31 protein-coding genes are annotated in these 25,556 nt (G+C 67.6%); 11 read left to right on the forward strand and 20 right to left on the reverse strand.

Going from position 1 to position 25,556, the window contains the following annotated elements:
- Window positions 1-79: 79 nt before the first annotated feature.
- The 7 genes from NQ038_RS09635 to NQ038_RS09665 form a co-directional block, all read right to left on the reverse strand.
- Window positions 80-742 carry a response regulator transcription factor gene (locus NQ038_RS09635; protein ID WP_257046699.1) on the reverse strand — a complete coding sequence of 221 codons (663 nt, stop codon included), beginning with the start codon at window positions 740-742 and terminating at the stop codon, window positions 80-82.
- Between the two features lie 17 nt (window positions 743-759).
- Window positions 760-2,199 (reverse strand): ATP-binding protein, encoded by a 1,440-nt coding sequence (locus tag NQ038_RS09640; RefSeq protein WP_257046700.1) that lies wholly within the window; start codon window positions 2,197-2,199, stop codon window positions 760-762.
- On the reverse strand, window positions 2,199-2,606 hold the full coding sequence (locus NQ038_RS09645) for a hypothetical protein (RefSeq protein ID WP_257046701.1): 408 nt from the start codon (window positions 2,604-2,606) through the stop codon (window positions 2,199-2,201). The genes NQ038_RS09640 and NQ038_RS09645 overlap by 1 nt, the downstream gene beginning before the upstream one ends.
- 85 nt (window positions 2,607-2,691) lie before the next feature.
- Window positions 2,692-3,450, reverse strand: coding sequence for a phosphatase (locus NQ038_RS09650; protein WP_257046702.1), 759 nt, complete (start codon window positions 3,448-3,450; stop codon window positions 2,692-2,694).
- A gap of 3 nt (window positions 3,451-3,453) precedes the next feature.
- Window positions 3,454-4,332 carry an RNA methyltransferase gene (locus NQ038_RS09655; protein WP_257046703.1) on the reverse strand — a complete coding sequence of 293 codons (879 nt, stop codon included), beginning with the start codon at window positions 4,330-4,332 and terminating at the stop codon, window positions 3,454-3,456.
- Window positions 4,329-5,138 (reverse strand): sulfite exporter TauE/SafE family protein, encoded by an 810-nt coding sequence (locus NQ038_RS09660; protein WP_257046704.1) that lies wholly within the window; start codon window positions 5,136-5,138, stop codon window positions 4,329-4,331. Before NQ038_RS09660 ends, NQ038_RS09655 begins: the two co-directional genes overlap by 4 nt.
- Window positions 5,139-5,141: 3 nt before the next feature.
- A complete protein-coding gene (locus NQ038_RS09665) occupies window positions 5,142-5,927 on the reverse strand; it encodes an ABC transporter ATP-binding protein (protein WP_257046705.1) in 786 nt (261 codons plus the stop codon).
- Between the two features lie 86 nt (window positions 5,928-6,013).
- Here NQ038_RS09665 and NQ038_RS09670 point away from each other — a divergent pair, with 86 nt between their 5' ends.
- Together NQ038_RS09670 and serB are read left to right on the forward strand one after the other, a co-directional pair.
- Entirely contained in the window at window positions 6,014-6,772 is a 759-nt protein-coding gene (locus NQ038_RS09670; RefSeq protein ID WP_257046706.1) for a hypothetical protein, read from the forward strand.
- A gap of 10 nt (window positions 6,773-6,782) precedes the next feature.
- Window positions 6,783-7,559: a phosphoserine phosphatase SerB gene (gene serB, locus NQ038_RS09675; RefSeq protein WP_257046707.1), complete on the forward strand. Its 777-nt coding sequence runs from the start codon at window positions 6,783-6,785 to the stop codon at window positions 7,557-7,559.
- Here the strand turns inward: serB and NQ038_RS09680 are convergent.
- Genes NQ038_RS09680 through fabG form a run of 3 tightly spaced genes read right to left on the reverse strand, consistent with a single transcriptional unit; the run spans window position 7,556 to window position 9,571 of the window.
- Entirely contained in the window at window positions 7,556-8,035 is a 480-nt protein-coding gene (locus tag NQ038_RS09680; protein WP_257062505.1) for a histidine phosphatase family protein, read from the reverse strand. The two genes, serB and NQ038_RS09680, sit on opposite strands and share 4 nt — an antisense overlap.
- Window positions 8,036-8,061: 26 nt before the next feature.
- On the reverse strand, window positions 8,062-8,820 hold the full coding sequence (gene fabI, locus NQ038_RS09685; RefSeq protein WP_257046709.1) for an enoyl-ACP reductase FabI: 759 nt from the start codon (window positions 8,818-8,820) through the stop codon (window positions 8,062-8,064).
- Between the two features lie 40 nt (window positions 8,821-8,860).
- A complete protein-coding gene (gene fabG, locus NQ038_RS09690; protein WP_257046710.1) occupies window positions 8,861-9,571 on the reverse strand; it encodes a 3-oxoacyl-ACP reductase FabG in 711 nt (236 codons plus the stop codon).
- Window positions 9,572-9,717: 146 nt separating this feature from the next.
- On the opposite strand from fabG, the gene NQ038_RS09695 reads away from it, so the two are divergent.
- The 9 genes from NQ038_RS09695 to NQ038_RS09735 all read left to right on the forward strand — a co-directional run bounded on the left by NQ038_RS09695 (window position 9,718) and on the right by NQ038_RS09735 (window position 16,355).
- Window positions 9,718-10,110, forward strand: a complete 393-nt coding sequence (locus tag NQ038_RS09695; RefSeq protein ID WP_257046711.1) for a DUF3099 domain-containing protein — start codon at window positions 9,718-9,720, stop codon at window positions 10,108-10,110.
- Window positions 10,107-10,331, forward strand: a complete 225-nt coding sequence (locus NQ038_RS09700; RefSeq protein WP_257046712.1) for a hypothetical protein — start codon at window positions 10,107-10,109, stop codon at window positions 10,329-10,331. The genes NQ038_RS09695 and NQ038_RS09700 overlap by 4 nt, the downstream gene beginning before the upstream one ends.
- Before the next feature lies 1 nt (window position 10,332).
- Window positions 10,333-11,319: an SURF1 family protein gene (locus NQ038_RS09705; RefSeq protein WP_257046713.1), complete on the forward strand. Its 987-nt coding sequence runs from the start codon at window positions 10,333-10,335 to the stop codon at window positions 11,317-11,319.
- Window positions 11,320-11,589: 270 nt separating this feature from the next.
- Complete coding sequence (locus NQ038_RS09710) at window positions 11,590-12,723, forward strand: sensor histidine kinase (protein WP_257046714.1); 1,134 nt, start codon at window positions 11,590-11,592, stop codon at window positions 12,721-12,723.
- A complete protein-coding gene (locus tag NQ038_RS09715) occupies window positions 12,720-13,391 on the forward strand; it encodes a response regulator transcription factor (protein ID WP_257046715.1) in 672 nt (223 codons plus the stop codon). Before NQ038_RS09710 ends, NQ038_RS09715 begins: the two co-directional genes overlap by 4 nt.
- 124 nt (window positions 13,392-13,515) lie before the next feature.
- The gene (locus NQ038_RS09720) at window positions 13,516-14,424 is read left to right on the forward strand and encodes an ABC transporter ATP-binding protein (protein ID WP_257046716.1); all 909 of its coding nucleotides are present in this window, start codon (window positions 13,516-13,518) and stop codon (window positions 14,422-14,424) included.
- Complete coding sequence (locus NQ038_RS09725; RefSeq protein WP_257062506.1) at window positions 14,421-15,170, forward strand: ABC transporter permease; 750 nt, start codon at window positions 14,421-14,423, stop codon at window positions 15,168-15,170. The genes NQ038_RS09720 and NQ038_RS09725 overlap by 4 nt, the downstream gene beginning before the upstream one ends.
- A 1-nt stretch (window position 15,171) precedes the next feature.
- Window positions 15,172-15,921 carry an ABC transporter permease gene (locus tag NQ038_RS09730; protein WP_257046718.1) on the forward strand — a complete coding sequence of 250 codons (750 nt, stop codon included), beginning with the start codon at window positions 15,172-15,174 and terminating at the stop codon, window positions 15,919-15,921.
- 23 nt (window positions 15,922-15,944) lie between these two features.
- Window positions 15,945-16,355, forward strand: coding sequence for a hypothetical protein (locus NQ038_RS09735; RefSeq protein WP_257046719.1), 411 nt, complete (start codon window positions 15,945-15,947; stop codon window positions 16,353-16,355).
- An 81-nt stretch (window positions 16,356-16,436) separates the two neighbouring features.
- On the opposite strand, the gene abc-f is transcribed toward NQ038_RS09735, so the two are convergent.
- The 10 genes from abc-f to NQ038_RS09785 all read right to left on the reverse strand — a co-directional run bounded on the left by abc-f (window position 16,437) and on the right by NQ038_RS09785 (window position 25,394).
- Window positions 16,437-18,035: a ribosomal protection-like ABC-F family protein gene (gene abc-f / locus NQ038_RS09740; protein WP_257046720.1), complete on the reverse strand. Its 1,599-nt coding sequence runs from the start codon at window positions 18,033-18,035 to the stop codon at window positions 16,437-16,439.
- Window positions 18,032-18,697, reverse strand: coding sequence for a ribonuclease H (locus NQ038_RS09745; protein WP_257056827.1), 666 nt, complete (start codon window positions 18,695-18,697; stop codon window positions 18,032-18,034). The genes abc-f and NQ038_RS09745 overlap by 4 nt, the downstream gene beginning before the upstream one ends.
- 122 nt (window positions 18,698-18,819) lie before the next feature.
- Entirely contained in the window at window positions 18,820-19,155 is a 336-nt protein-coding gene (locus NQ038_RS09750; RefSeq protein WP_257046722.1) for a metal-sulfur cluster assembly factor, read from the reverse strand.
- A gap of 1 nt (window position 19,156) precedes the next feature.
- On the reverse strand, window positions 19,157-19,630 hold the full coding sequence (gene sufU, locus NQ038_RS09755) for a Fe-S cluster assembly sulfur transfer protein SufU (protein WP_257046723.1): 474 nt from the start codon (window positions 19,628-19,630) through the stop codon (window positions 19,157-19,159).
- Window positions 19,627-20,901, reverse strand: coding sequence for a cysteine desulfurase (locus NQ038_RS09760; protein ID WP_257046724.1), 1,275 nt, complete (start codon window positions 20,899-20,901; stop codon window positions 19,627-19,629). The genes sufU and NQ038_RS09760 overlap by 4 nt, the downstream gene beginning before the upstream one ends.
- Window positions 20,901-21,656 carry a Fe-S cluster assembly ATPase SufC gene (sufC, locus tag NQ038_RS09765; protein ID WP_257046725.1) on the reverse strand — a complete coding sequence of 252 codons (756 nt, stop codon included), beginning with the start codon at window positions 21,654-21,656 and terminating at the stop codon, window positions 20,901-20,903. The genes NQ038_RS09760 and sufC overlap by 1 nt, the downstream gene beginning before the upstream one ends.
- A 15-nt stretch (window positions 21,657-21,671) precedes the next feature.
- Window positions 21,672-22,004 carry a non-heme iron oxygenase ferredoxin subunit gene (locus NQ038_RS09770; RefSeq protein ID WP_257046726.1) on the reverse strand — a complete coding sequence of 111 codons (333 nt, stop codon included), beginning with the start codon at window positions 22,002-22,004 and terminating at the stop codon, window positions 21,672-21,674.
- Window positions 22,001-23,149, reverse strand: a complete 1,149-nt coding sequence (gene sufD / locus NQ038_RS09775; RefSeq protein WP_257046727.1) for a Fe-S cluster assembly protein SufD — start codon at window positions 23,147-23,149, stop codon at window positions 22,001-22,003. Before sufD ends, NQ038_RS09770 begins: the two co-directional genes overlap by 4 nt.
- A 49-nt stretch (window positions 23,150-23,198) precedes the next feature.
- Complete coding sequence (gene sufB, locus NQ038_RS09780) at window positions 23,199-24,641, reverse strand: Fe-S cluster assembly protein SufB (RefSeq protein ID WP_257056825.1); 1,443 nt, start codon at window positions 24,639-24,641, stop codon at window positions 23,199-23,201.
- Window positions 24,642-24,695: 54 nt separating this feature from the next.
- Window positions 24,696-25,394, reverse strand: coding sequence for a helix-turn-helix transcriptional regulator (locus tag NQ038_RS09785; protein ID WP_373456807.1), 699 nt, complete (start codon window positions 25,392-25,394; stop codon window positions 24,696-24,698).
- Window positions 25,395-25,556: the final 162 nt, after the last annotated feature.

Here is a 25,556-nt window from a genome sequence, read left to right on the forward strand (position 1 = left end):
TCAACACGGTGGGTATAAGGCGCAGATGAGGCGTCGATGAGAGGGCTCTTATACGTGTGGTGCCGGCCGCAGTCGCAGCTCAGTCCACGCGATAGCCCAGCCCGCGCACGGTCGTGACGAAGTCCGCGCCCAGTTTTCTGCGCAGGTAGCCCACGTAGACGTCGACGACGTTGGACCCCGGGTCGAAGTCGTAGCCCCACACGTGGCTGAGCAGCTGTTCGCGGGAGAGCACCTGGCCGCGGTGCTCCATCAGCACGGCGGCCAGGGTCAGTTCGCGTGATGACAGGTCCACATCGGTGCCGGCGACCGAGGCGCGGCGTTTGAGCAGGTCGATGCGGACGTCGCCGGCGACGATCTCCGTGGGCGTCTCCGGAACGGGTTGGGCCTGGGACAGGCGCAACCGGATGCGGGCGACCAGTTCGGCGAAGTTGAAGGGCTTGACCATGTAGTCCACCGCCCCGCCCTCCAGGGCCGCCACCGTATCGGATCCCGCGTCCCGGGCGGTGAGCATGATGACGGGCAGTTCGGGCCGCGAGGTGCGCAGTTCGTCGAGGACTTCGAATCCGTCGAGGCCAGGCAGGTTGATGTCGAGGACCATGAGGTCGAACTCCCCGGACAGGGCGTAGGACAGCCCGGCGATTCCGTCGCCCGCCGTGGTCGGGGTGAAGCCGGCGGCCTTGAGGCCCTTGGCGATGAATGCGGAGATCCGCGGTTCGTCTTCGACGATGAGGATACGGCTCATGGGCCTCGTACTTTCGGTCAGTCGCTGGATGGGGTGGGGTCGATTGGCAGGCTCAGGCGGAACACCGCTCCGCTGCGGGCCGGATCGGGGGGATCGAGCGAGGCCCGGCCGCCGTGGGCGGCGGCGATCGCCTGCACGATCGCCAGGCCGAGGCCTGCGCCCAATTCGTTCGTGTCGCCGCGGGAGAAGCGGTGGAAGATCTCCGCGCGGATCTCCTCGGGCACGCCGGGTCCGTCGTCGGCGACCCACAGGTCGACGGTTCCGTCCTGGGCGTGGACCTGGGCGCCGAAGGAGATGGTGCTCCCGGGTTCCGTGTGGCGCACCGCATTGTCGGCCAGTTGGAGGAGGGCCTGGGTCAGGCGCTGGGGATCGGCTGTGATGACAGTGCGTGGTGGTGGTTCGAGGTGCCAGTGGCGGGGGGCCAGGCCGCTGGCCTTGGCGACTACCTCGGGCAGCAGGACCGCCGGGTCGACCGGTTCGGCGCGCACGAAGTCGTGGCGGCGGGCCTTGGCCAGGACCAGCAGGTCGTCGACCAGCCGCGACATCCGCATGATCTCGTCGAGCAGCAGTTCCCTGGTCTGTTCGACGTCGTCCACATCGGCGACGTCGAGCACTTCGAGGTGCCCGCGCAGGATCGTCAGGGGCGTGCGCAGTTCGTGCCCGGCGTCGTCGAGGAACTTCCGCTGGGTTTCGAAGGCCTGCTCGAGCCGGTCGAGCATGGCGTTGAATGTATTGCCCAGTTCCGCCAGGTCGTCGTGCCCGGTGACCTCCAGGCGCTTGTCCAGGGCGCCCGAGGAGATCGACTGGGCCGTCGCGCGCAGGCTGGCCACCGGTTCGAGCAGGCGGCGGGACAGATAGCCGGAGAGGAACCCCACGACGATGACGGTGAACACCGCGACGATCGCATAGGTGCGCATGAACTCGGTGAGTTCGCCGCGGGAGGTGGTGACATTGTGGACGACGACGAAGGCCCCCGCTTGGCCCGGCTGGCTGACCGGCAGCACGCTCATCCGGTAGAGGGACCCGCCGATCCTGACCTCGGTCAGGCCGCCGGCGTCCTGGATGGCGGTGACACGGGACCGGAATTCCTCCTTCTGCCGCAGCACCCCGTCGTCGATCCCCTGGTAGATGACGGTGCCGTCGGTTTTGAAGGCGAACAGGGTCTCCGCGGACTCCGGTTCGTTGCGCGCGAGGAAGACGCTGAGCATCCGGTCGACACTGCTGAAGTGCTCACCCGTGTCCGGGTCGATGCCGCTGGCGGCCAGATCGCGGAATTCGGTGATCTCCTGGGTCATCGACCTGTCGATCCTGGTCTGCAGAGCGGCGGACTGGGCGATGTAGAGCACGACTCCGACGGCCAGCAGCGCCAGGGCGACGATGACGGTCACCCCAGCGGTCAGACGGAAACCGACGCTGGCCGGGCGGCGGGCCTCAGCGCGCCGGCGTACGACTCCCATCAGTCGTCATCCTCATCGTCATCGTCATCGTCCTCATCGTCATCTTCGTCGTCATCCTCCTGGTCCTCGTCGTCATCGTCTTCGAGGTGTTTGGGCCGATTGGGGGCCTTCTGGAAGTCCGGCGCCGAGGTCCGCGGTGCAGATTCGTCCCGCCCAGCCCCGCCGGAGTCAGCAGCGGGAGTCCGGGCCCGCCGCTGTGCTGAGGGGCTCGGCGCCGGGGTGGCGGCGGAGGCGCTCGGGGTCTGCGTGGCACGCGCGGAGGCAGTGGGCGTCGCCGTGACCCGGATGGGGGTGAGATCGGGTTCCTCGGCGCTCCCGCCGGACAACGAGTGCACCAACACGGCGCACCCGAGCAGGGTCACGAGGGTCACGACCAGGGTCACCCCCAGACCGGTCAGGCGTTTCATGTTCCAAGCGTGCCCCGAGTCCGCCCCCGGTGTCGAACGCCCAGATGAGAACCGGCTTAGGAATCCGGCCGGCTCCGGGGGCCGGTCAAGGGCGGGTCAGGTACTCCGTCATCGGCGCATAGAGCTCGGGGTAGACCCCGTCGTCCAGGCCGATCGTCAGCTCCAACTGTCCCTGGGCCGCGGCGACGAACAGGGCGGGGTCGTTGCAGTCGGCGAATCCGACGGTCCGCAATCCCCTGCTACCGGCGGTGCCGGCCCACCCGTGATCGGCCACGACCAGGTCCGGCAATTCCTGGCCCAGGGCGGGCAGGGCGTCGAGCAGGGCTGCCATCGGTTCGGGATAGTGGGTGTGAGGCTGACCGGCCAGGTGATGCCACAGCCACACCCGGTTCATGTGGATGAGCCACCCGCCGCGGCCCGGCACGGGGGTGCCGGAGCCCGGCAGCACGATGTCGGCGCCCAGGCTCTGCGCCCAGGCGGCCAGGCCGGCGTGCACTGGGAACAAACCGCCCGGGTGCCCGGTTGCGAAGAGGATCCGGCCCCCGTCGGATGCGACCTCGGCGACGATCTGGCGCAGCCGGTCCAGCCCGGCGATGCAGTTGGCCGTGGAGATCGTGTCCACGCCCTCGGTGAAGGCGGGGTCGGGGCGCAGGCCGCATTCGGCGACCATCAGCGCGAATACCGAATCGAAGTCCCAGTCGCGGGTCAGTTCGACGCCGAAGTCGAAGTTCTCCTCCTGCGCGAGGAACCTGCGGATGTGGGAGAGGTTGTTCTCCCTGGGCGTTGCGACCTCACCGGTGATGCGGGCGGTCTCGAGGTAGTCGGCGAGTTCGGTCGGCGACACGGATCAGTCCTCCTGAAGTGCGAAACAGGCGACGGCGGTTGCCGCCGCGACATTGAGCGAGTCGACGCCACCGGACATCGGGATGAGCACGGTGGAGTCGCAGCCGGCGATCGTTCTGTGGCGCAGCCCGTCACCCTCGGTGCCCATCACCAGGGCGATGCGCTCGTGACCGGCCGCGGCGAATTCTCGCAGGGTCAGGGAATCCTCCGTCAGCGCCAGGGCCGCGGTGTGGAATCCCATGTCGTGCAGCGTTCCCAGGGCGTCGGGCCATGGTTCGATCCGGGTCCAGGGCACCTGGAAGACGGTTCCCATGGACACGCGGATGGACCGGCGGTACAGCGGATCGGCGCACCGCGGGGTCACCAGCACCGCGTCGACGCCGAGGGCCGCGGCGGACCGGAAGATCGCGCCCACGTTCGTATGGTCGACCACGTCCTCGACGATGACGACGCGCCTGGCGCCGTCGAGCACCTCGGCCAGGGGGCGGTCGGCGGGCCTGACCATCGCCGCGAGTGCCCCGCGGTGCAGGTGGAACCCGGTCAGCGAACTGACCGCGGCCTCGGAGCCGATGAAGACGGGGGCGGTGCTCGCCGCCACCACATCGGCGAGGTCGGCGAACCAGCGGGCGGACATGAGGAAGGAGCGCGGCGTCATGCCGGCGGCGATGGCCCGGTGGATGATCTTGTCCGATTCCGCGATGAACAGGCCCTCGGCCGGTTCCCGCACCCGCCGCAGGGCCACATCGGTCAAGTCCGTGTAGTCGTGCAGTTCCGGTGCGTCCGGGGTGGTGAAGAAGTGCAGCCGGGCGGGGTCGATTCCGGCGCCCGCCGCCACCTCGAGCACCTGTTCCCTGCTCGGTTCGGGCTTCTTGCGCGTGTTCATCGGCCCATCCCCAGGATCCGGACCAGTGCGACGAGGCCGAGGACGACGATGATGCCGCGCAGCAGCGTCGGGTTGATCTTGCGTGCGATCCGGGCACCGAAGTACCCGCCGAAGAGTGAGCCGATCGCTACGAGCAGCACCGCCATCCAGTTGATCCGCTCGAAGCCGACGACCACGTAACAGGCCGCGGCCACGGTGTTCACCGCCAGGACCAGGACGTTCTTGATCCCGTTGAGCCGTTGCAGTGGCTCATCGGTCAGCAGGCCCAGCAGGCCGATCAGGATGATCCCCTGGGCGGCCGCGAAGTAGCCACCGTAGACCGCGGTGGCGGCGATCGCCAACCAGACGATGACGGCGCGGCCCGTGGAGGGACCGACCTCGCCCATGTCGCCTGCGAGCTGCCCGGCTGCCGCCTTGCGCTTCTTGAGGTGACGCTGCAGGGCGGGCTGGACGACGACCATGATGAGTGCGAGCACGATCAGCACGGGAACAATCGCCTCGAAGGCGGTCTCCGGGAGGTGCAGCAGCAGGAACGCGCCCAGCAGTGCGCCCAGCACGGAGGCCGGCAGCCAGCTCAGCAGTCTGCGGCCCTGGCCGCGGATCTCCTCCCGGTAGCCGATCGAGGAGGCGATATTGCCCGGGATCAGCCCCAGCGCGTTGCTCATCGTCGCGACCTGCGGTGGGACGCCGAAGGCCACCAGGGCTGGGAAGGTGATGAGGGTGCCGGAGCCGACGGCCGCGTTGATAGCGCCGGCCCCCACCCCGGCCAGCAGGATGAGGACGATCTGGAGCGCGTCGAATTCCATGGACTACAGGCGGGCGCGGGCCGAGTAGCGGCCGGCCTCGCGGCTGAGCACCACATTCAAGCCGAAGGTCTCGTGCAGGTTGTCCTCCGTGAGCACCTGGTCGATCGGACCGGCGGCCACTGCCCGTCCGTCCTTGAGCAGCAGGGCGTGAGTGACGCCCACGGGGATCTCCTCGACGTGGTGGGTGACCATCAGGGTGGTGGGCGCGTACTTGTCGACCAGGATCTCCGAGAGTGCCATCAGCAGTTCCTCGCGTCCGCCCAGGTCCAGTCCGGAGGCGCATTCGTCGAGCAGCAGCAGTTCAGGGTCGGTCATCAGCGCGCGGGCGATCTGGACGCGCTTCTTCTCGCCCTCGGACAGGGTGCCGAAGGCGCGCTCGGCGAATTCGGCCATATTGAACGCGCCCAGCAGATCGCGGGCCCGGTCCAGGTCCATCTCGTCGTATTCCTCGACCCACCGGCCCAACACGCCGTAGGAGGCCGTGACCACGGCGTTGATGACCGTCTCCGAACCGGGGATGCGCCCGGCCAGGGCGGCCGAGGCGTAGCCGATGCGCGGACGCAGTTCGAACACGTCGACGCGGCCCATCTGCTCTTCGAGGATGTGCACGGTGCCCGAGGTCGGGTGCATCCGGCCGGCGGCCAGTTCCAGCAGGGTCGTCTTGCCCGCGCCATTTGGTCCCAGGATCACCCAGTTCTGGCCTTCGGAGACAGCCAGGTCGATCCCGTCGAGCAGCATATTGTCACCGCGGCGCACGCGGACATCGTCAAACTTCAGCACTTCCGTCATGGTGCCTACGATATCGCACGCCGACCCGACGCCCGGCGGGCCCCGCGGGTGCCATCGGCTGGTGCCGCGGGGTAGTCTGAACGGCTGTGGAAACCGTGCTCGCAACCCTGCTGACGACCCTGTCGGTCAATGCCCTGTTGGACGGTCGAACCTCTCCCGATTCCGTCGTCGAGACGTTCCTGGCCGATGAGGCCCCCGTGCCCTTCGTCGTCGAGGACGCGCTCGGCGGAGGACCCGCCGGGCTGCTCCTGTGGGTCGGGCAGGCGCGCAGATCCGGTATCGCCGCCCTGCGCTTCGTTCCCGTGCACCCGAGCCTGCCGTATACCGTGCCGGCGGTCGACCCTGCGCACGCCCGCGTGATCGCCGCGGCGCGCGCCGTCGCCGTGGCACATGGGCCCGGGGACTTCGGCGGTTACGGCCCGGCCAGGGCGGTGCTGGTACTCGGCGCCGACGCCGAGGTGCGCGTCCTCGACTGCGCCCGTGTTCCCTTCGCGGGGCTGGGCGTGGTGACCGCGGCAGAGGCGTGCCGCCGGCTACGCGAGACCGTGATGGCAGGGCTGCGCATCGTCGAGTCCACCCCCGACATTCCCGAGGCCATCGCCAATGCAGCTTGGCGGGACTGGCAGGCCGATATGAGTTCGTCCATTCGCGATGGGATCGCGGCCCTGCTGCCGGCTCCGCGCTATGTCGGCGCGGTGCACGCGGCCCTGGACATCCACGAATCGATGTCGCCAATCCTGGCGCCGCTGAGCATCGCCCCGGCTCAGGTGGGCGCACTGCTGTCCCAGCTGCACCGCGCGGCGGCCGATGTGCTGACCACGGTGCCGCAGGCGACCGGCCGGTAGACTGACCGGCATGTACCGAGTCTCCCGCATCATCCCCACCACCTCCCCCACCGGCACCTCTTTCACCGTGGAGTCCGAACTCAGCGCAGCACCCGCCGCATCCGGCGACGCCGCCGTCTGGACGATCCCGCCGGCCCTGGCCCAGCAGCCCCCGCAGCTGGTCATCATGGACGTCGATTCGACGTTCATCAATGAAGAGGTGATCGACCTGCTGGCCGATCAGGCCGGGGTGGGCGAGCAGGTCGCCAGGGTCACGGAGGCCGCGATGCGCGGAGAGCTCGACTTCGCCGAGTCCCTGCACGCGCGGGTGCAGACGCTGGCGGGTCTGGACGAATCCGTGCTCGCCGCGACCGCCGAGCGGGTCACCTACACCCCCGGGGTACCGGAGTTCGTGGCGCGGGTGCAGGCCGCCGGTGGCCGGGTCGCCCTGGTCTCCGGGGGTTTCACCCCGATCGTGCGCGCCCTGGCCGAGCCCCTGGGCATCACCGATGTGCTGGCCAACCATCTTCAGGTCGAGGCCGGAAAGCTGACGGGCCGGGTGACCGGGCAGATCGTCGACAAGCACGTCAAGGTCGCAACCCTGGCCCGGCTCGTGGAGGCATACGGCTTGGACGCCGCGCGGACCGTGGCGATCGGCGACGGCTCGAACGATGCGCTGATGATCGGTCAGGCCGCCCTGGGCGTGGCCTTCTGCGCCAAACCCGCCCTGCGCGAGGTGGCCGATGTGGCCCTGGACGTCCGCGATATGCGCGCCGTGTGGTCGGCCGTGACCGGGCTGGCCTGCTAGCAGAAGTCCACGATGTGCGGCACCGGGTAGTCCCCCGGTGCCAGGTCCCAACCGGGCAGTTCGAAGACTGCCAAGGTGCTGGGCCGAAACGCCGTGAGCGCCGTGGCCGGCGCCAGGGTGAGCACGGTGGCCGCCACGGTGGGCTGATGGCCCACCAGATAGGCGCACCGGCTCTCAGCCGGAGTCGTGGAGATGACCTCGAGCCAGGCCGGGACGGCTGCTTCGTACAGGCCGGTATCGGCTACCAGCTCCAGGCCGGGGACACCGGCCTGCTCGACCACGGCCCCGCCGGTCTGCAGGGTCCGCAGCGCCGCCGAGGCCACCGCGTAGTCGACCGGTGCGGCGGCTTCAGCGGCCAGGAAAGCGGCGGCCCGCCGCGCCTCGGCCAGCCCCGCCCCGGTCAGCGGCCGATCGAAATCGGTTGTGCCAGGGCTGTGGGCTGCGTGGGCGTGACGGGCCAGGATGAGAGTCGGCATGCAGCGACTCTACCGCGCCGGTGGGCTCAGGCGCCGGTGGCGTGCAGGCCGCCGTCGACGTGGACCATCTCCCCGGTGGTCGCGGGGAACCAGTCGGAGAGCAGCGCGACGATCGCCTTGCCCGCAGGTTCGGTGTTCGTCTGATCCCAGCCCAGGGGCGCGCGGGTTCCCCACACGTCCTCGAAGGCCTCGAAGCCGGGGATCGACTTCGCCGCGGTCGTCTTCAACGGGCCGGCGGAGACCAGGTTGACGCGGATGCCGTCGGCGCCCAGGTACTTCGCCAGATAGCGCGAGGTGGATTCGAGCGCGGCCTTGGCCACGCCCATCCAGTCGTAGGCCGGCCAGGCGACGGTCGCGTCGAAGGTCAGGCCGACGATCGCGGCACCGGGATTGAGCACCGGTTTGGCCGCCACGGCGATCGCCTTGAGCGAGTACGAGGACACGTGCACAGCGTTCGACACCGACTCGAACGGGGTGTCGAGGAACACCCCGCCCAGGGCGTCCTTGGGGGCGAAGGCGATCGCGTGGACGATGCCGTCGATGTTCCCGCCGAGGCGTTCGGGCAGTGCCGCCAGATCGTCTTCATTCGTCGCGTCGAGCTCGATGACGGTGGCAGGGTGCGGCAGGCGCTCGGCGATGATCGTGGTGATCTTCATCTGTCGGCCGAAGGACGACAGGATCACTTCTGCGCCCTGTTCCTGCGCCAGCCGGGCGGCGGCGAAGGCGATGGACGATTCGGTCAGCACACCGGTGACGAGGATGCGCTTGCCATCCAGGATTCCCATAGCAGTTTCTCCTTTGATTCTGTACGTGGTTGATCGGGGTTCAGTGGCCCATGCCCAGGCCGCCGTCGACCGGGATCACGGCGCCGGAGATGTAGGCGGCCTCGTCCGAGGAGATCCAGCGGACGACCTTGGCGACCTCTTCGGGTTCGGCGAAACGGCCGGCGGGCACATTGGCCAGGTATTCCTTCTGCTTCTTCTCCGGCAGCTCATCGGTCATCTCCGTGCGGATGAACCCGGGGGCCACAACATTGGCGGTGATGCCGCGTGCGCCCAGTTCACGGGTGATCGACCGGGCCATGCCGACCAGGCCGGCCTTGGCCGAGGAGTAGTTCGCCTGTCCGGGCACACCGTAGAGGCCGGAGACCGAGGAGATCAGCACGATCCGGCCCCACCGGCCCCGGATCATATTGGTGATGCCGCGGCGCACGGTCCGGAAGACTCCGGTCAGGTTCGTGTCGACGACCCGTTCGAAGTCCTCTTCGCTCATGCGCATGAGCAGGTTATCGGCGGTGATGCCGGCGTTGGCCACCACGATCTGCACATTGCCCAGTTCCTCTTCGACGCGGGTGAACGCCGCGTCCAGGGAGGCCGAGTCCGTGACATCGGCGGCGACGGCCAGTGCGCCGGCCGGCGCCTCCCCATTGCGCGAGGTGACGGCGACTTTGTCCCCGGCGGCCAGGAACTCCTCTGCGATCTTCCGGCCGATGCCCCGGTTGCCTCCGGTGACGAGCACGACGCGCGGTTCACTCACGTGATGGTTCCTTCCCTAGAAAAACGATCGAGAGCCGTGACACGGCTTCGCACACAAACCTAACCCAGGTTGGCCCCGAATCGGTATCCCGACCCCATAGTGGAAGAGTATGCTGGCAGGCGAACCGTACCCGAGCCGAAGACGACGTGAATAAGCGCAGCCCGATCAACATCACAGACGCGGCGGAGTCCCATGAGAAGGACATCAGCACGCGTGAGACGCGATACCTCATCGCGATGGGGGCCCGCATCGTCTGCTTCATCCTGGCGGTCTTCCTGTTCCATGGCTGGTTGCGCTGGGTTGCGGCGATTCTGGCGATCATCCTGCCCTGGATCGCGGTGCTGATCGCGAACAACCGGGCCGAGGCCAAACGCCTGCGCTCCGATGCCTTCACCACCTCCGGTGATGCCCCCGAGCTGCCCCAGCAGCCAGTCGATTCGGCCCCGCACAGCAGGGACGACGGCCGGCCGGAGGACGATGTGGTCTACGGTGAAATCGTCAATCCCCTCCCGCCCGGAACCCCGGAGGACCGCCGATGAGCGCCGCCGACGACGCACCGCTGCACTGTTCGGCCAAGGGCTGTGGGGAACCAGCCGAGTGGGCACTGCTGTGGAACAATCCCGGGTTGCACACCCCCGAACGCCGCAAGGTCTGGCTGGCGTGCCCGGCCCACCTGAATCACCTGTCCCAGTTCCTCGACCTGCGCGGATTCCTGCGCGATACGGTCGCGGTCACGGAAATCCCGGAAGGAGCCGGCTGAGTTGTCGGTCAAGCACGATTACCGGTTCGTCTTCAGCGCCCGGTGGATTCGATACGCCGCATTCGCGCTGGTGCTCGTCGTCGTCTGCCTGCTGTTGTCGAACTGGCAGAACCACCGCAGGCAGTCCAGAGACGCGCAGATCGCCAATATCGAGGCCCACTACGGTGCCGCCCCCGGCGAGCTGTCCGCGGTCCTGCCCGGCTCCGACTCCCCGCTGGACCCGACGGCTGAATGGTCGCATATCCGGGTCACTGGAACCTACGACACCGCACACACCGTCGTGGCGCGCAACCGCAGCCAGGACGGCTCCCCCGGCTTCTACGTCGTCACCCCGCTGCGCCTCGATGGCGCGCAGACCGGGCACACCCTGCTGGTGGTCCGCGGCTTCCTGCCCACGAAGAACACCGGCGGCCTGCCCCAGGCCTCCGAGCTGCCCCAGCCGGCCCCGGGACGCATCACCGTGACCGGCTGGTTGCGCCCCACGCAGGACGGGACGAAGGACGACAATCCCCCCGGCACGCTCAAGGCGATCGACCCCCGGAGGCTCCCGGGCCTGTCCGACCCCTACTGGCACGCCTATGCGCAGCTCGACCGGGAGGATCCGGCTGCCGATTCGGCGCTGTCACCCCTGGCCAAACCGGATACCGACCCCGGCTCACACCTGTCCTATCAGCTGCAGTGGATCGCCTTCGGCGTGATGATCGTCATCGCCCTGATCTATATGGCGGTGCGGGAGCGAAAGAACCGCGAGGAGGCGGTCAGACTCTCCCGCCATTACGGTGCCGACGCCCCGGACGCGCAGACAGGCGCGGCCGGCGGACTGCAGGTGATCGACAAGGACGCGCTGGTCTCCGGCGCCCGGATCACCCAGTCAGGTGGCCGCTACGGCGAGGCCGTGCTCGGCGGGTCCTCGGAGACCCGTCTGCACCGGCGCAAGCGCAGCGCCGATGAAGAGGCCGAGGACGCCTGGTACGACAGCCGTCCCTGAGATTCGCCCGGAGATGAGCCGTCACAGCGAGCGAAGACTCCCGCTGTCGAGTGCAGGGGGCCCGATTCCATCTGAGAACGAATCGGACGTGCTGGCTGTCGTAGCAGCGAGAACGCTCCAGCACGGGGTATCCGTGCTTTGCTTTTCTGTCAGCTTGCAGCGGTAGCGTTGGAAAGCATGGATGGCCCGACACCCGTAAGCACACCCAGTGCCTCTGTCGCCCCCGGTGCGGCGCTGCGGCCGGGTTCGTGGCTGGGCTCTCGGGCGTGGTTGCTGGATCTGCTCGTCATGGTGGGTGTGTTTCTCTATAACCTGCCGATCATCCCGATCTACGTCGACGACGTTATCGCGGCTATTGGACTGGTGGTCGTGTCTGTGGTGTTATGCGGCCCATATCTGCTGCGTCGTCGCTACCCAATTGCCGTGCTCGGGGTCATACTGGCAGCCGCATGCGTCCAGCTGATGCTCGGAGCGCCGATCCTCGCGGCGGACGCGATGCTGCTGTTCGCGGTTTACAACGTGGCGACGCGCTATCTCTGGTGGGTCTCACTCGCCGGAACCGTGGTGACGCTGGCATGGTTGCTGGTCGCCGTCGTTCCGCGCCTCGGCGCAGACTTCATCGACGTGGGGCAGCTCGGCGTGCTGATTGTGGTGACGCTGTGGGTATGGACTTGGGGCACACTGGTGCGCATCCGCCGCCAATACATCGCTGGCCTGCGGGAACGGGCAGAGCAAGCGGAGCGGGAGCGAGAGACGAACGCCAGGATCGCGGTCGCCGACGAGCGGGAGCGGATCGCGCGGGAGATCCACGACATCGTCTCGCACAGCCTGAGCGTGGTGGTGGTGATGTCCGACGGGGCGGCTGCGAAGGTCTACACGGAGCCGGATCGGGCGAAGACGGCGATCCTCGGGGTGCGGGACACGGGCCGGACAGCGCTTGCGGAGATGCGGCGCATGCTCGGGGTACTCCGCGATGACGAGCCGGGATCGCGGGCACCGCAGCCAGGCGTCGCCCAGCTCGGCGATCTGGTCGCCCAGTCCCGCACGGCCGGCATGCCGGTTACCTTCACTCTGGACGGGGAGACTGTACCGCTCCCGCAGGGCGTGGAGCTGGCGGTGTACCGGGTAGTGCAGGAGGCGCTCACAAACGCGCGCAAGCACGCCGGCCCTGGCCTCACCCGCGTCGACGTGGCCCTGACATACCGGCCGGACAAGGTCGAGGTGCGCGTCTGCGACGACGGCCGCGGCCCGACGGCTGGAGTACAGCCGGACTCGGGCGGGCATGGCCTGGTCGGGATGCGCGAGCGGGTCGCCGCGCACGAGGGCACTCTGACGGCAGGACCCGGCACGGGCGGGGGCTTCGAGGTGGTCGCGGTGCTGCCGCGGGAAGTGGAGGGGGTATGACGGTGCGGGTGATGTTGGTCGATGACCAGGAGATGATTCGGATGGGGATGCGGATGGTGCTTGAGTCCCAGCCCGGCATCGAGATCGTGGGCGAGGCCGACGACGGCGACACCGCCCTGGACCTGTTGGGCCGTGTCGAGGCGGATGTGGTGCTGATGGATGTGCGGATGCCGCGGATGAGCGGGGTCGAGGCGACCCGCCGCCTGCGCGAGCGGCCGGACGCCCCGGGCGTGCTGATCTTGACGACCTTCGACCTGGATGAGTACGCCTATGACGGGCTCCGCGCCGGTGCCTCCGGGTTCTTGCTGAAAGACACCCCGGTCGAGGAAGTCACGGCCGCGATCCACCACGTGCACGCCGGAGACGCGGTCGTCGCGCCCAGCACGACCCGGCGCCTGCTCGACCACTTCACCCGCTCCCGCCCCGACCGACCCGAGTCACACGAGACGGGTGTGCGGCTGGATAAGCTCACGCCGCGGGAGCATGAGGTGCTGCGGCTGGTCGCACGCGGCTTGTCGAACGCGGAGATCGCCGCCGAGCTCGTGCTAGCGGAAGGCACGGTGAAGGTGCACGTGGGCCGCATCCTCACCAAGCTCGGCCTGCGCGACCGGGTGCAGGCGGTCGTTCTGGCCTACGAGACCGGTCTGGTCGAAGCTGGCGAACGCTGACCCCATAAGGCCTGCTCTATATGACTTTGGGCATATGCGGCGGCTGGCGTATGCCTCAAGTGGTACGTAGAAGATATGCCTGTGGCGAGACGATTCAGGCGCGTGATTTCGGGATCGTTGAGGCATGTCTTCCACGATCCTCGCCACCGCTGATCTGACCAAGCGCTACGGGCAGCGCACCGTCGTCGAGAACCTGAACCTGTCCGTCCCGGCCGGGAGCGTGTACGGGTTCCTCGGCCCGAACGGGGCCGGGAAGTCCACGACGATGAAGATGTTGCTGAACCTCGTCCAGCCCACCAGTGGGCAGGTGCAGATCATGGGGCAGCCCATGACCCGAGCCACTCGCCGCGACTTGCTGGGCAGGATCGGTTCTCTCATTGAGGCCCCGCCCGGCTATGCGCATCTGACTGGGGCGGAGAACATGCGTCTGGTGCAGCGGATGCTCGGCCTGAACCGGCAGCAGATCGACTACGCGGTCCGTGCCGTCCGGCTGCAGGACCAGATGGACAAGAAGGTCCGCAACTACTCCCTCGGCATGAAGCAGCGCCTCGGTATCGCGATGGCGCTCGCCCGGCAGCCGAGGTTGCTCATTCTTGATGAGCCAACGAACGGCTTGGACCCAGCCGGAATCGAGGAGATGCGCACCCTGCTGCGCCGCCTCGCCGACGACGGAGTGACCGTCATGGTGTCGTCGCACCTGCTCGGCGAGATCGACAAGACCGCCACGATGCTCGGCATCCTCTCCGGCGGGCGGATGATCTTCCAGGGCTCCCGCGACCAGCTGCTGGTCGCCTCCAACCCGGACGTGATCATCACCTGCTCGAACCCGCACGCCGCCACCGTGACCCTGCAATCGTTCAGCGCACGCCTCACCGAGACCGGAGAGGTCGCCGTACCCGGCCTGGACGACCGGCAGACCGCCGGCGTCGTCGCCGCCCTCGTCGGCGAGAAGGTTGGTATTTACGGCGTACGTCGCCAAGAACAGACCCTCGAAGACGTGTTCATGAGCCTGACCGCAGGCGGTGGACTGTGACCGGGCGGGCCGTGGCGAACGAGTTCGCCAAAATGCGGCATCTGAAAGTCGGGCTCGTCGCGACGATCATGGTCATCGGTGTACTGGCCCTGTCGCTGTTCGCGGTCGTGTCCAGCCCGGACTTCGACCCCGACACGCCGGGGGCGTGGAATGCGCTGCTGGCGGGCATGTCACTCGGCATTCCTCTCATCTCCCCGTTGCTGCTGGCGGTGCTCGCGTCCCGGCAGACCGACATCGAGCACCAGGGCAACGGCTGGCTACTACAATCCACCTCTGGCATCACCCCCGGTGGGCTGTGCCGAGCCAAGCTCGTGGCTCTAGGGCTCATCGTCGCCGCGGTGACGATCGGCTCCAGCCTCATCGTTCTCGCCTTCGGGAAAGTGTTTGCCGGCATCCTGCCCCCGGCGCCGCTTGCACACTGGGCCGGATTCACGCTCTGCATGCTCGTCGTCAACCTTGCGGTCCTGGCCCTGCACATCCTGCTGTCGGCGAAGGTGGAGAACCAGCTCGTTGCCCTCGGCATAGGCGTGCTTGGTTGCATACTCGCCGTGTTCTCCCAAGGCTTGCCGGCCGTCGCCGCGCATCTCACCCCGTGGGGCTACTACGCCCTCGCCCGGGCCGCCGGCTACCAGGGCGAGATGATCCAGGCACTGCCAATTTCCTACCCGAGCATCATCGCCCTCACCGTGATCGTGGGAGGCCTTTTCGCTGCCCTCACCTTCCGCTTCGACCGTCAGGAGGCCTGACATGAGCGCCCTGTCCGCCGAACTGATCAAGCTTAAGCGTTCCCTGGCTTGGCCGATCGTCGTGTTCCTTCCCATCGTCCTCGTCCTCGCCGGGGCCGCCACCCAGCTCGCCGCCGGCCGCACCCCGGAGAACGGGTGGCACACCGTCTGGTTGCAGTCCGTCGGCTTCTACGGACTGTTCCCGATCGCGATCGGCATCGCGATCCTCGGCTCCCTTGTCTGGCGGCCCGAACATCGCGGCAGCAACTGGAACGCACTCATGTCAGGCCCCGTCTCGTCCGTGCATATCATCACCGCGAAAGCCATCATCGTCGCCGCGCTCACCGCGATCATGCAGGTCATCCTGTTGGCCGCCGTGATCGTGATCGGCAAGGCCGCGTTCGGGCTGCCCGGCATGCTCCCCGCCGAATACCTCGCCGTGACCGGACTGCTGATCGTCGCGACGATCCCTGCCGCGGCGCTGCAATCGGCGCTGTCGATGTTCCTGCGCTCCTTCGCCGCCCCGATCGCCATCGCCCTGGTCGCCTCCGGGATCTCCACCGCAGCACTGATGGCTCTCGGCAACGCGGCCCTAGTCTCGCCCTACGGCGTCGCGACGAGGACCGCACTGTTGGGGACCGGGTCGTTCGTCGACACCGGCGCCGCCACTGGCGGCGACATCACCGCGATCCTCGCCGCCACCGTCATCCTTACCGGCCTGATCCTCGCGCTCACGACCGTCATCCTCGAACGCCGCGACACCCGCATCTGACCCGCCTCGAAAGGAATCTCATCATGACCAGTCCCTACCCTCCGCAGGGCAGCCTTCCCGTGCACGTGTACCAGAACAACACCTCAGTGGCCGGGGCACCGCAGAAATCCGCCACGGGCAGCGGCATCATCTCCCTGGTGCTCGCCGCCAGCGGGATGCTCACCGCCCCGCTGTTGCTGCTCATCCCGTATGTCGGGTTCGTCCCCGCGCTCATCGCCGGCGCCGGGATCATCGTCGCCTGGACCGGGCTGCGCGGCGCGACCAGCGGCACAGGCCTTGCCGTCACGGGGATCATCGCCTCCGTCATCGTCTTCGCGACCCTCGCCGGCATCGCAACCGTGTGGAACCTCGTCATCGCTGGCCCCGCCGTCAACGACTACGACGAACTCCACGACGTCATCGACTACATCACGAGCCTTATCTTCGGCTCCTGACCCGGGAGCGTCCTTCGGTAAGGTGCGTCCGTGAAGCCACACGCCCCCGGCTCGATCCTGATCAAACTGACTGACTCGGCCTCAGGTCAGGGTGACCAGTTCCAAGTAGTCGGGGCTCCACATGTCCTCGTCGGCGTCGGGGAGCAGCAGGACCCGGTCCGGGTTGAGCGCCTCCACTGCGCCCTCGTCGTGGGTCACCAGGACGATCGCGCCCTCATAGCGGTGGATGGCCGAGAGGATCTCCTCACGGCTGGCCGGGTCCAGGTTGTTCGTCGGCTCGTCCAGCAACAGCACATTGGCACTCGAGACGACCAGCGTGGCCAGGGCCAGGCGCGTCTTCTCACCGCCGGAGAGCACCCGGGTGGGTTTGGAGACGTCGTCGCCGGAGAACAGGAAAGAGCCCAGCACGGTCCGCACGCCCGTATCGTCCAGGTCGGGCGCGGCCGAGCGCATGTTCTCCAGGATCGTCCGGTCCATGTCGAGGGTCTCGTGTTCCTGCGCGTAATAGCCCAGTTTGAGTCCATGGCCGGGCACCACGGTGCCGGAATCGGGCTCGTCGAGGCCCGCCAGGATCCGCAGCAGAGTGGTCTTGCCAGCGCCGTTGTAGCCCAGGATGACCACGCGCGAACCCCGGTCGATCGCCAGGTCCACCCCGGTGAAGACCTCGGTGGAGCCGTAGGCCTTGGACAGGCCATCGGCCGTCAACGGCACCTTGCCGCACGCGGCCGGCGCGGGGAAGCGCAGATTGGCGACCTTGTCCTGCTGCCGCTCGTCCTCCAGCCCGGCCATCATCTTCTCGGCCCGGTGGACCATCTGATGGGCGGCTGCGGCCTTCGTGGCCTTGGCGCCGAGCTTCGCAGCCTGCTTGAGCAGCGCATCGGCCTTCTTCTCGGCATTGGCGCGCTCGCGGCGGCGCCGCCGCTCATCGTCCTCGCGCTGCTTGAGGTACTGCCGGTAGTTCATCTGATAGATGTCGATGACCTGCCGGTTGGCGTCGAGGAAGAAGACCTTGTTCACGACCTCCTCGATCAGGTCCAGATCGTGGGAGATGATGACGAGCGCGCCCGAGTAGGTCTTCAGGTAGTCGCGCAGCCACAGCACCGATTCCGCATCCAAGTGGTTCGTCGGCTCGTCGAGGATCATCGTGTCGGGACCGGCGAAGAGGATCCGGGCCAGTTCCACCCTGCGGCGCTGACCGCCGGACAGGGCCTGCAGTTCGCGGGCGAGCAGTTCCTCGTCGATGCCCAGATTGGCCGCGATCGCACTGGCCTCGGAGTCGGCCGCATAGCCGCCGGCGGAGACGAACTCGGCTTCGACCCTGGGGTACTTCTCGATCGCCTTGGCCATCACATCCGGGTCGGGGCTGGCCATCTGCTCTTCGACGCGGCGCATCCGCTTGGCCAGGACGTCGAGGTCCCTGGCGCCCAGGATGCGTTCCTTCGCGGTCTCGGTCGGCTTGCCCGAGCGGGGGTCCTGGGGCAGGTAGCCGATGGTCCCGGACTTGTCCACGTGCCCGTTGCTGGGCATGTAGTCGTCCATCAGTACCCGGGTCAAGGTGGTCTTGCCAGCGCCGTTGCGGCCCACCAGGCCCACCCGGTCGCCCTTGTCGACACGGAAGCTGACGCCCGACATGAGGGTGCGCGAGCCGACGACGACTTCGAGGTCGGAGACTGAGATCACAGAGAATACCTTCGTTCCATGCCGAGCTCGATGAGTTCGGCCAATTCTTCTTGGGGGTTGACTCCGGCGGCCCGGGCCCGCCGGATCACCTCGTCGGCGCGCTCCCGGGGCAATCGGCAGGACACGATGACGGAGTCGTCCACCGGGTCCGGTCGCGCCTCGGCCGGGCGCGGCCGCCCAGCCTGTGCCCCGGCCAGACCGGGGCCGGCGTCAGGGGCGCGCTTGTTCCGATACGCCTCTGCCGCTCCCCTGGCGGCGTCGTCCGCCGCCTCATTCAATGGGTGGCCGGCATGGCCCTTGACCCATTCGAAGTCGACCGTGCGACCGGCGGACTTGGCTGCGGACATGAGTTCGTCGATCCGAACCATCTGGTCCTTGTTCACGACCTCCTGGCCGTCGCGTTTCTTCCAGCCCTTGCGCTTCCACCCGGCCATCCACTTCGTGACCGAATTGATGACGTACTGGCTGTCGGCCATCAGGTGCAGGTCCTCACCGGTGTCGGCGGTCGCCTCGAGGACCTCGATGACGGCCTGCAGCTCACCGCGGTTGTTCGTGGCCTTGGGCCATCCTCCGGCGGCCCAATTGTCCGCATCGATGTACCAGGCCCAGCCGGCCGGTCCCGGATTGCCCAGGGCCGATCCATCGACGGCAACTGTGAGCACGGGGTCTCCTTGTTCGGGTGTGGGGAGTGGACAACTCTCCTATGGTACGCCGTCCACCTGGAACAGCGCGGGCTGCCCCGGGCGCATCGCGTGGAATGCGCTCGGGGCGGCCTGATTCGGACTCAGAGGTTGAACCCCAGGGCGCGCATCTGCTCGCGCCCGTCCTCCGTGATGCGTTCTGGACCCCACGGCGGCATCCACACCCAGTTCACCCGCACTGCCGGCACGATCCCGTCCAGGGCAGCGGCGATCTGGTCTTCGAGGACGTCGGTCAGCGGGCAGGCCGCCGAGGTCAGGGTCATCGAGATCACGGCTGTGTTGTCCTCTTCCACCGCGACGTCGTAGACCAGCCCCAGGTCGACGATATTGACTCCGAGTTCCGGGTCGATGACGTCGAACAGGGCCTCTTTGACCTCGTCCGGGTCGGCATTGGCCGGTGCGTCGATGATCTCCGGCATGTCACTTCCTTTCTTCGGGTGTCAGGCTGTGAGCCTGGAGCAACGCGTCCTTGAACGCGACCCAGGACAGCAGTGCGCACTTGACGCGGGCGGGGAACTTGGATACTCCGACAAAGGCCGCCGCATCCCCGAGGAGTTCCTCATCGGCTTCCCCCTTGCCGCGCGAGTGCATGAGCTCGTAGAAGGCAGCCTCGATCCGGACCAGTTCCTCCGGTGCGGATTCCTCGACCAGTTCGCTCAGCACGGAGGCCGAGGCCATGGAGATCGAACAACCATCGCCGTCCCAGCGCACCGAGTGGCTGCCGTCTGCGCCGATGTGGACCTCCAGGGTGATCTCATCGCCGCACACGGGGTTGAGCTGGTGGGAGGACCCGAAGGACTCCCCAGGGGCGCCCCCGGTCAACGGCAGATTGCCGGTGCGCTGCCGCGAGTGGTCCAGGATCACCTGCTGGTAGAGCTGTTCGAGCCCGTTCATCGCGGTACTCCGAAGAAACCGCGGACCTCGGCCAGGCCGGCGGTGAACCGATCGACCTCATCCGGGGTGGTGTACAGATAGGCGCTGGCCCTGGTGGTCGCCGTCACCCCGTAGCGGTGGTGCAGCGGCTGAGCACAGTGGTGTCCCACCCGCACCGCCACTCCCTGCGCATCGAGGTACTGGCCGACGTCGTGGGCGTGCACACCGTCGACGACCACGGACACCGTGGCCAGGCGATCCGCTGTGTCGGTGGGCCCGATCACCCGGACGCCCGGAATGCCAGCGACCCCGTCGAGCAGGCGGGCGGCCAGCTCGGATTCGTGCGCGTGGATCGCGTCGATCCCGGTCTCCGTGAGGTAGTCGATCGCCGCGGCCAGGCCGACGGCCTGGGCGACGGGTTGGGTGCCGGCCTCAAAGCGCTGCGGGGCCGGCATGAACTGCGTGTCCTCCATGGTCACGGTGGTGATCATTGATCCCCCCGTGAGCACCGGGGGCAGGGCGTTCAACAGTTCCGCCCGCCCGTAGAGCACGCCGATCCCGGTCGGCGCCAGCAGCTTGTGTCCGGAGAACGCGGCGAAGTCGACGCCCAGGGCGTGGAAGTCCAGGGCGAAGTGCGGTGCGGACTGACAGGCGTCGAGCACCGTATAGGCGCCGACCGCCTTGGCCCGCTCCACCAGCCGGGCCACGGGGTTGATCGTGCCCAGCACGTTCGAGGCGTGGGTGAAGGCCAGGATCTTCGTCGAGGAATCGACGATCGTCTCCAGCCCGTCCAGGTCCAGCCGACCGTCGTCTGCCAGGGGCAGATAGCGCAGTCCGGCGCCGGTGCGCCGGGCCAGCTGCTGCCAGGGCACCAGGTTCGCGTGGTGCTCCATCTCGGTGACGACGATCGTGTCGCCCGGTCCCAAGACGAAGCGTTCGGCCTCGGGCCCGCCCAGCCCTGCGGTGGCGTTGGCGAAGCCGTACGCCACGACATTGAGTGCCTCGGTCGCGTTCTTCGTCCAGGCGATCTCGTCGACGGCGGCGCCGACGAACCGGGCGACCGTGGCCCTGGCCGCCTCATAGGCGTCGGTCGCCTCGACCGCGAGGGTGTGCGCACCGCGGTGGACCGCGGCGTTGCGCATCGAGTAGAACTCCTGTTCGGCGTCGATGACGCAGACGGGTTTCTGACTCGTCGCCCCCGAATCCAGGTACGCCACCGGCAGCCCGCCGACTTCCCGATCGAGGATCGGGAAGTCGTTGCGGATCTGCGTGAGCTGGGTGGGCGAGAACATCAGGCGTCCGCGAAGAAGCGGTCGTAGCCCTCGTTCTCGAGGCGGTCGGCCAGTTCGGGGCCACCCTCTTCTGCGACGCGGCCGTTGACCAGCACGTGCACGTGATCGGGCTTGATGTAGCGCAGGATGCGCGTGTAGTGGGTGATGAGCATGATGCCGATGTCGGTGCGCTCCTTGGCGCGGTTGACGCCCTCGGAGACGATGCGCAGCGCGTCGACGTCGAGGCCGGAGTCGGTCTCGTCGAGGATCGCGAAGTGCGGCTTGAGCAGTTCGAGCTGCAGGATCTCCTGGCGCTTCTTCTCACCACCGGAGAAGCCCTCGTTGACATTGCGGCTGGCGAACTCCGGATCGATCCGCAGGTCCTTCATGGACTGGCTCAGTTCCTTCGTCCAGGTGCGCAGCTTGGGGGCTTCGCCCGAAACCGCGGTCTTGGCAGCGCGCAGGAAGTTCGTCACGGTCACGCCGGGCACCTCGACGGGGTACTGCATGGCCAGGAACAGGCCGGCGCGGGCGCGTTCGTCGGCGGTCATCTTGACCAGGTCGACGCCGTCAAGCGTCGCGCTGCCGGAGGTGATGGTGTAGGAGGGGTGGCCGGCCAGGGCGTAGCCCAGGGTCGACTTGCCCGCGCCGTTGGGGCCCATGATCGCATGGGTCTCACGTGAGTTGATGTCGAGATTCACCCCGCGCAGGATCTCCTTGGGACCCGCTTCGGTTTCGACGCTGACGTGCAGGTCGCGGATGGAAAAGGTGGACATGAGACTCCTCGGATGTCAGTGATCCGTCGCCGGGCTGGGCTCGGGATCGATGTAGATGTCGCCGTCTTGTTCGACGCAGTCGAAGACGGGTATGGGTTCGAATGCCGGCGGGGTGAGCGCCTGGCCGGTGCGCAGGTCGAAGGCGGAACCGTGGAGCCAGCACTCGACGGTGCAGCCCTCCACATCGCCCTCCGACAGGGATACCTCACCGTGGGTGCACAGATCGCCGACCGCGTGCACGCGGCCGTCCTCATCGCGGGCCAGGCAGATCGGCACATCCCCGAAGGTGATGCGCACCGCCTCGCCGGCCGCGAGTTCGTCCGCAGCACAGACACGGGTCAGGCTCACATCATGCTCCTGGACAGCTCGTCCTCGATCTTGGCCGTGAGCAGCTCTTCGATCGCCGGGACCTTGATCTGCTGGATGACCTCGTTGAAGAAGCCGCGCACCACCAGGCGGCGGGCGACCGTTTCCGGAATGCCGCGGCTCATGAGGTAGAACAGGTGTTCCTCGTCGAACCGGCCGGTCGACGATGCGTGGCCGGCGCCCTCGATGTCACCGGTCTCGATCTCCAGGTTCGGCACCGAGTCCGCCCTGGCGCCCTCGGAGAGCACCAGGTTGCGGTTCATCTCATAGGTGTCGATGCCCAGGGCCTCCGGGCGGATCAGCACATCGCCGATCCACACGCTGTGGGCGTCCTGGCCCTGCAGCGCGCCCTTGTAGAGCACGTCGGAGACGGCCTTGGGGGTGTTGTGGTCGACGTAGGTGCGGTGTTCCAGGTGCTGGCCCGCATCGGCGAAGTACAGACCCAGCATCTTCGCCTCGCCGCCGGGACCGGAGTACCGGACGTTCGAGTTCAACCGGACCACGTCACCGCCGAGGGTGATGAGGATGTGCTTGTAGTACGCGTCCTTGCCGATGATCGTGTCGTTCTGGCCCAGGTGCACGGCCTTGTCGCCCCACAGCTGCAGGCCGACGTAGGTCACCCGCGCGCCGTCGCCGATCACGGTGGACACGAGCTCTGAGTACTCGGCCTCGCCCTCGTGCTGGACGATGATGGTCGCCGTGGAGTTCTCCCCCACGGTCAGCAGCACGTGGCCGTGCACAGTCTCGCCCTGGCCGTCGGCGTGGACGATGAGCGGCTCGGTCAATTCGGTGTTCGCCGGCACGTGGTAGTGCAGGACGCCGCCGGCGTGGGCCGCCGCGATCGCGGCCGGCCGGTCCTCCGGCTCCATGATGCCCAGCTCACGGGCCTGGTCCAGGGTGATGGTCTCCTTCGTCACGCCCTCGGGCAGTGACTCGGTGAACTTCAGGTGGCCGCCGGTCGGGGCGTCGGCGAACAGCCCGGCCAGTTTGCGCACCGGGGTGAAGCGCCATTCCTCCTCCCGGCCCGTGATCTCGGGGAAGTCCGCGACTGCGAAGCTGCGGGTTCTGGCGTCGCGGCGAGCGGCAGGTACCTGGACCTCCGCCGCTGCCTGCAGGGTTTCTGTCATTGAAAATGTCTCCTTCAGTGGTTGCCGTTCGGGTTATCTGTCAACCCGATCAGCCCACGGCGCCTTCCATCTGCAGTTCGATCAGGCGGTTGAGTTCCAGGGCGTATTCCATCGGCAGCTCGCGCGCGATGGGCTCGACGAAGCCGCGCACGATCATCGCCATCGCCTCGGTCTCCGGCAGACCGCGGCTCATCAGGTAGAACAGCTGATCGGCCGACACCTTCGACACGGTGGCCTCGTGGCCCAGGGACACATCGTCCTCGCGGATGTCGATATAGGGGTAGGTGTCCGAACGCGACACATTGTCCACCAGCAGGGCGTCGCACAACACGTTGTTCGACGAGCCCTTGGCACCGGGGTGCACATGGACCAGGCCGCGGTAGCCGGCTCGGCCGCCCGCGCGCGCCACGGACTTCGAAACGATCGAGGAGTGCGTGTTGGGCGCGGCGTGGACCATCTTGGCGCCGGTGTCCTGGTGCTGGTTCTCACCGGCGAAGGCGACCGACAGCGTTTCGCCGCGGGCATGCTCACCGGTCAGCCAGATCGCCGGGTACTTCATGGTGACCTTGGAGCCGATGTTGCCGTCAACCCATTCCATGGTGGCGCCGGCTTCGGCGATCGCGCGCTTGGTCACCAGGTTGTACACATTGTTCGACCAGTTCTGGATCGTCGTGTAGCGGACGCGGGCGTCCTTCTTCACGATGATCTCGACGACGGCCGAGTGCAGCGAGTCCGACTTGTAGATCGGCGCCGTGCAACCCTCGACGTAGTTCACATAGGAGCCCTCGTCGGCGATGATGAGCGTGCGCTCGAACTGGCCCATGTTCTCCGTGTTGATGCGGAAGTAGGCCTGCAGCGGGATGTCGACGTGGACGCCCTTGGGCACGTAGATGAACGAGCCGCCGGACCACACCGCGGTGTTCAGCGCGGCGAACTTGTTGTCCCCGGCGGGAATCGCGGAGCCGAAGTACTCCTCGAAGATCTCCGGGTATTCGCGCAGACCGGTGTCCGTATCGAGGAAGATGACGCCCTGGCGTTCGAGCTCCTCGTTGATCTTGTGGTAGACGACCTCGGACTCGTACTGGGCGGCGACGCCCGCGACCAGGCGCTGCTTCTCCGCCTCCGGGATGCCCAGGCGGTCGTAGGTGTTCTTGATGTCGTCGGGCAGATCCTCCCAGGAATCCGCCTGGCCCTCGGTGGAGCGCACGAAGTACTTGATGTCGTCGAAGTCGATGCCGGTGAGGTCCGCGCCCCAGTTGGGCATGGGCTTCTTCTCGAAGAGTTTGAGGGCCTTGAGGCGGCGCTTGAGCATCCACTCCGGTTCGTTCTTCATACCGGAGATGTTGCGCACGACCTGTTCGCTCAGGCCGCGGGTCGCATTGGCACCGGCATCGTGTTCGTCATGCCAGCCGTATGCGTACTTGCCGATGTCCTTGAGCTCCGGATTGAGCTCGATGATGCGATTGGATTCGGTGGTTTCGGTCACCAGCATCCTCCTTGGGTGTTGTGAAATCGAGCGGTGTGCTTGGGGTGGGGCGCTGACGCGCTAGTCGAGCAGGGGCCGATTCGTCAGCGAGGTCGGGATATGGGTCGTGCACACGTGTCCACCGCTGGCCAGGGTGGACAGGCGGCGCACGTCGACGCCGAGCATGTCAGAGAGCATCTCGAGTTCGGCCTCGCAGAACTCCGGGTACTTCCCCGCCACGTTCTGGATCGGGCAGTGGCCCTGGCACAGCTGCATGGCCTCGAGCGGAGTGCCGACGGCCACGGGAGAGGCCGAGGCCGCATACCCTTCTGCCGTCAGGGCCTTCGCCAGCGCCCTGGAGCGGGCGGCGACGGTCTCCGTGCGCCCCGAGTGCCGCTGGTCGAGGCGGGCGGTCAGGGCCCGGCGGAGCCGTTCGGTGCGCTCTGCTGCGAACTTCCGCACGCCCTCATCGCCGACCTCGCGGGAGACGAAGTCGAGGACTTCGACGGCCAGGTCGTCGTAGGTGTTGCTGATCTCGCTGTGCCCACGTTCCGTGAGCACATAGTGTCGGGCGGGTCTGCCCCGTCCGGCCTTGGTGCCGGTCAGTCGCCTGACCTCCACATAGCCGTCGGCCTCGAGCGCGTCCAGGTGCCGTCTGATCGCCGCGGCGGTCAACTCCAGCATCCGTGCGACCTCCGATGCGGTCACCGGACCGTGATCGAGGACCGCGGCCAGGACCTTCTGCCGCGTGCGTTCGTCCTGTTTCTCCTTGTTCACCACGGCCGTCACCGCCTCCACTTTCCGTCTTCCACGGGCACATGACCCGATGAGCACTGACGTTTTCAAGAAGAAGTTTGTAACGTAATTTATTCCCTGTAAACCCAGGACCGCCTTACAGAACCTGCCGAAATCATCGGCGGGAACCCGTATTCCACCGACGCC

It is taken from the genome of Brevibacterium sp. 50QC2O2 (assembly GCF_024580675.1).
Lineage (GTDB): Bacteria > Actinomycetota > Actinomycetes > Actinomycetales > Brevibacteriaceae > Brevibacterium > Brevibacterium moorei.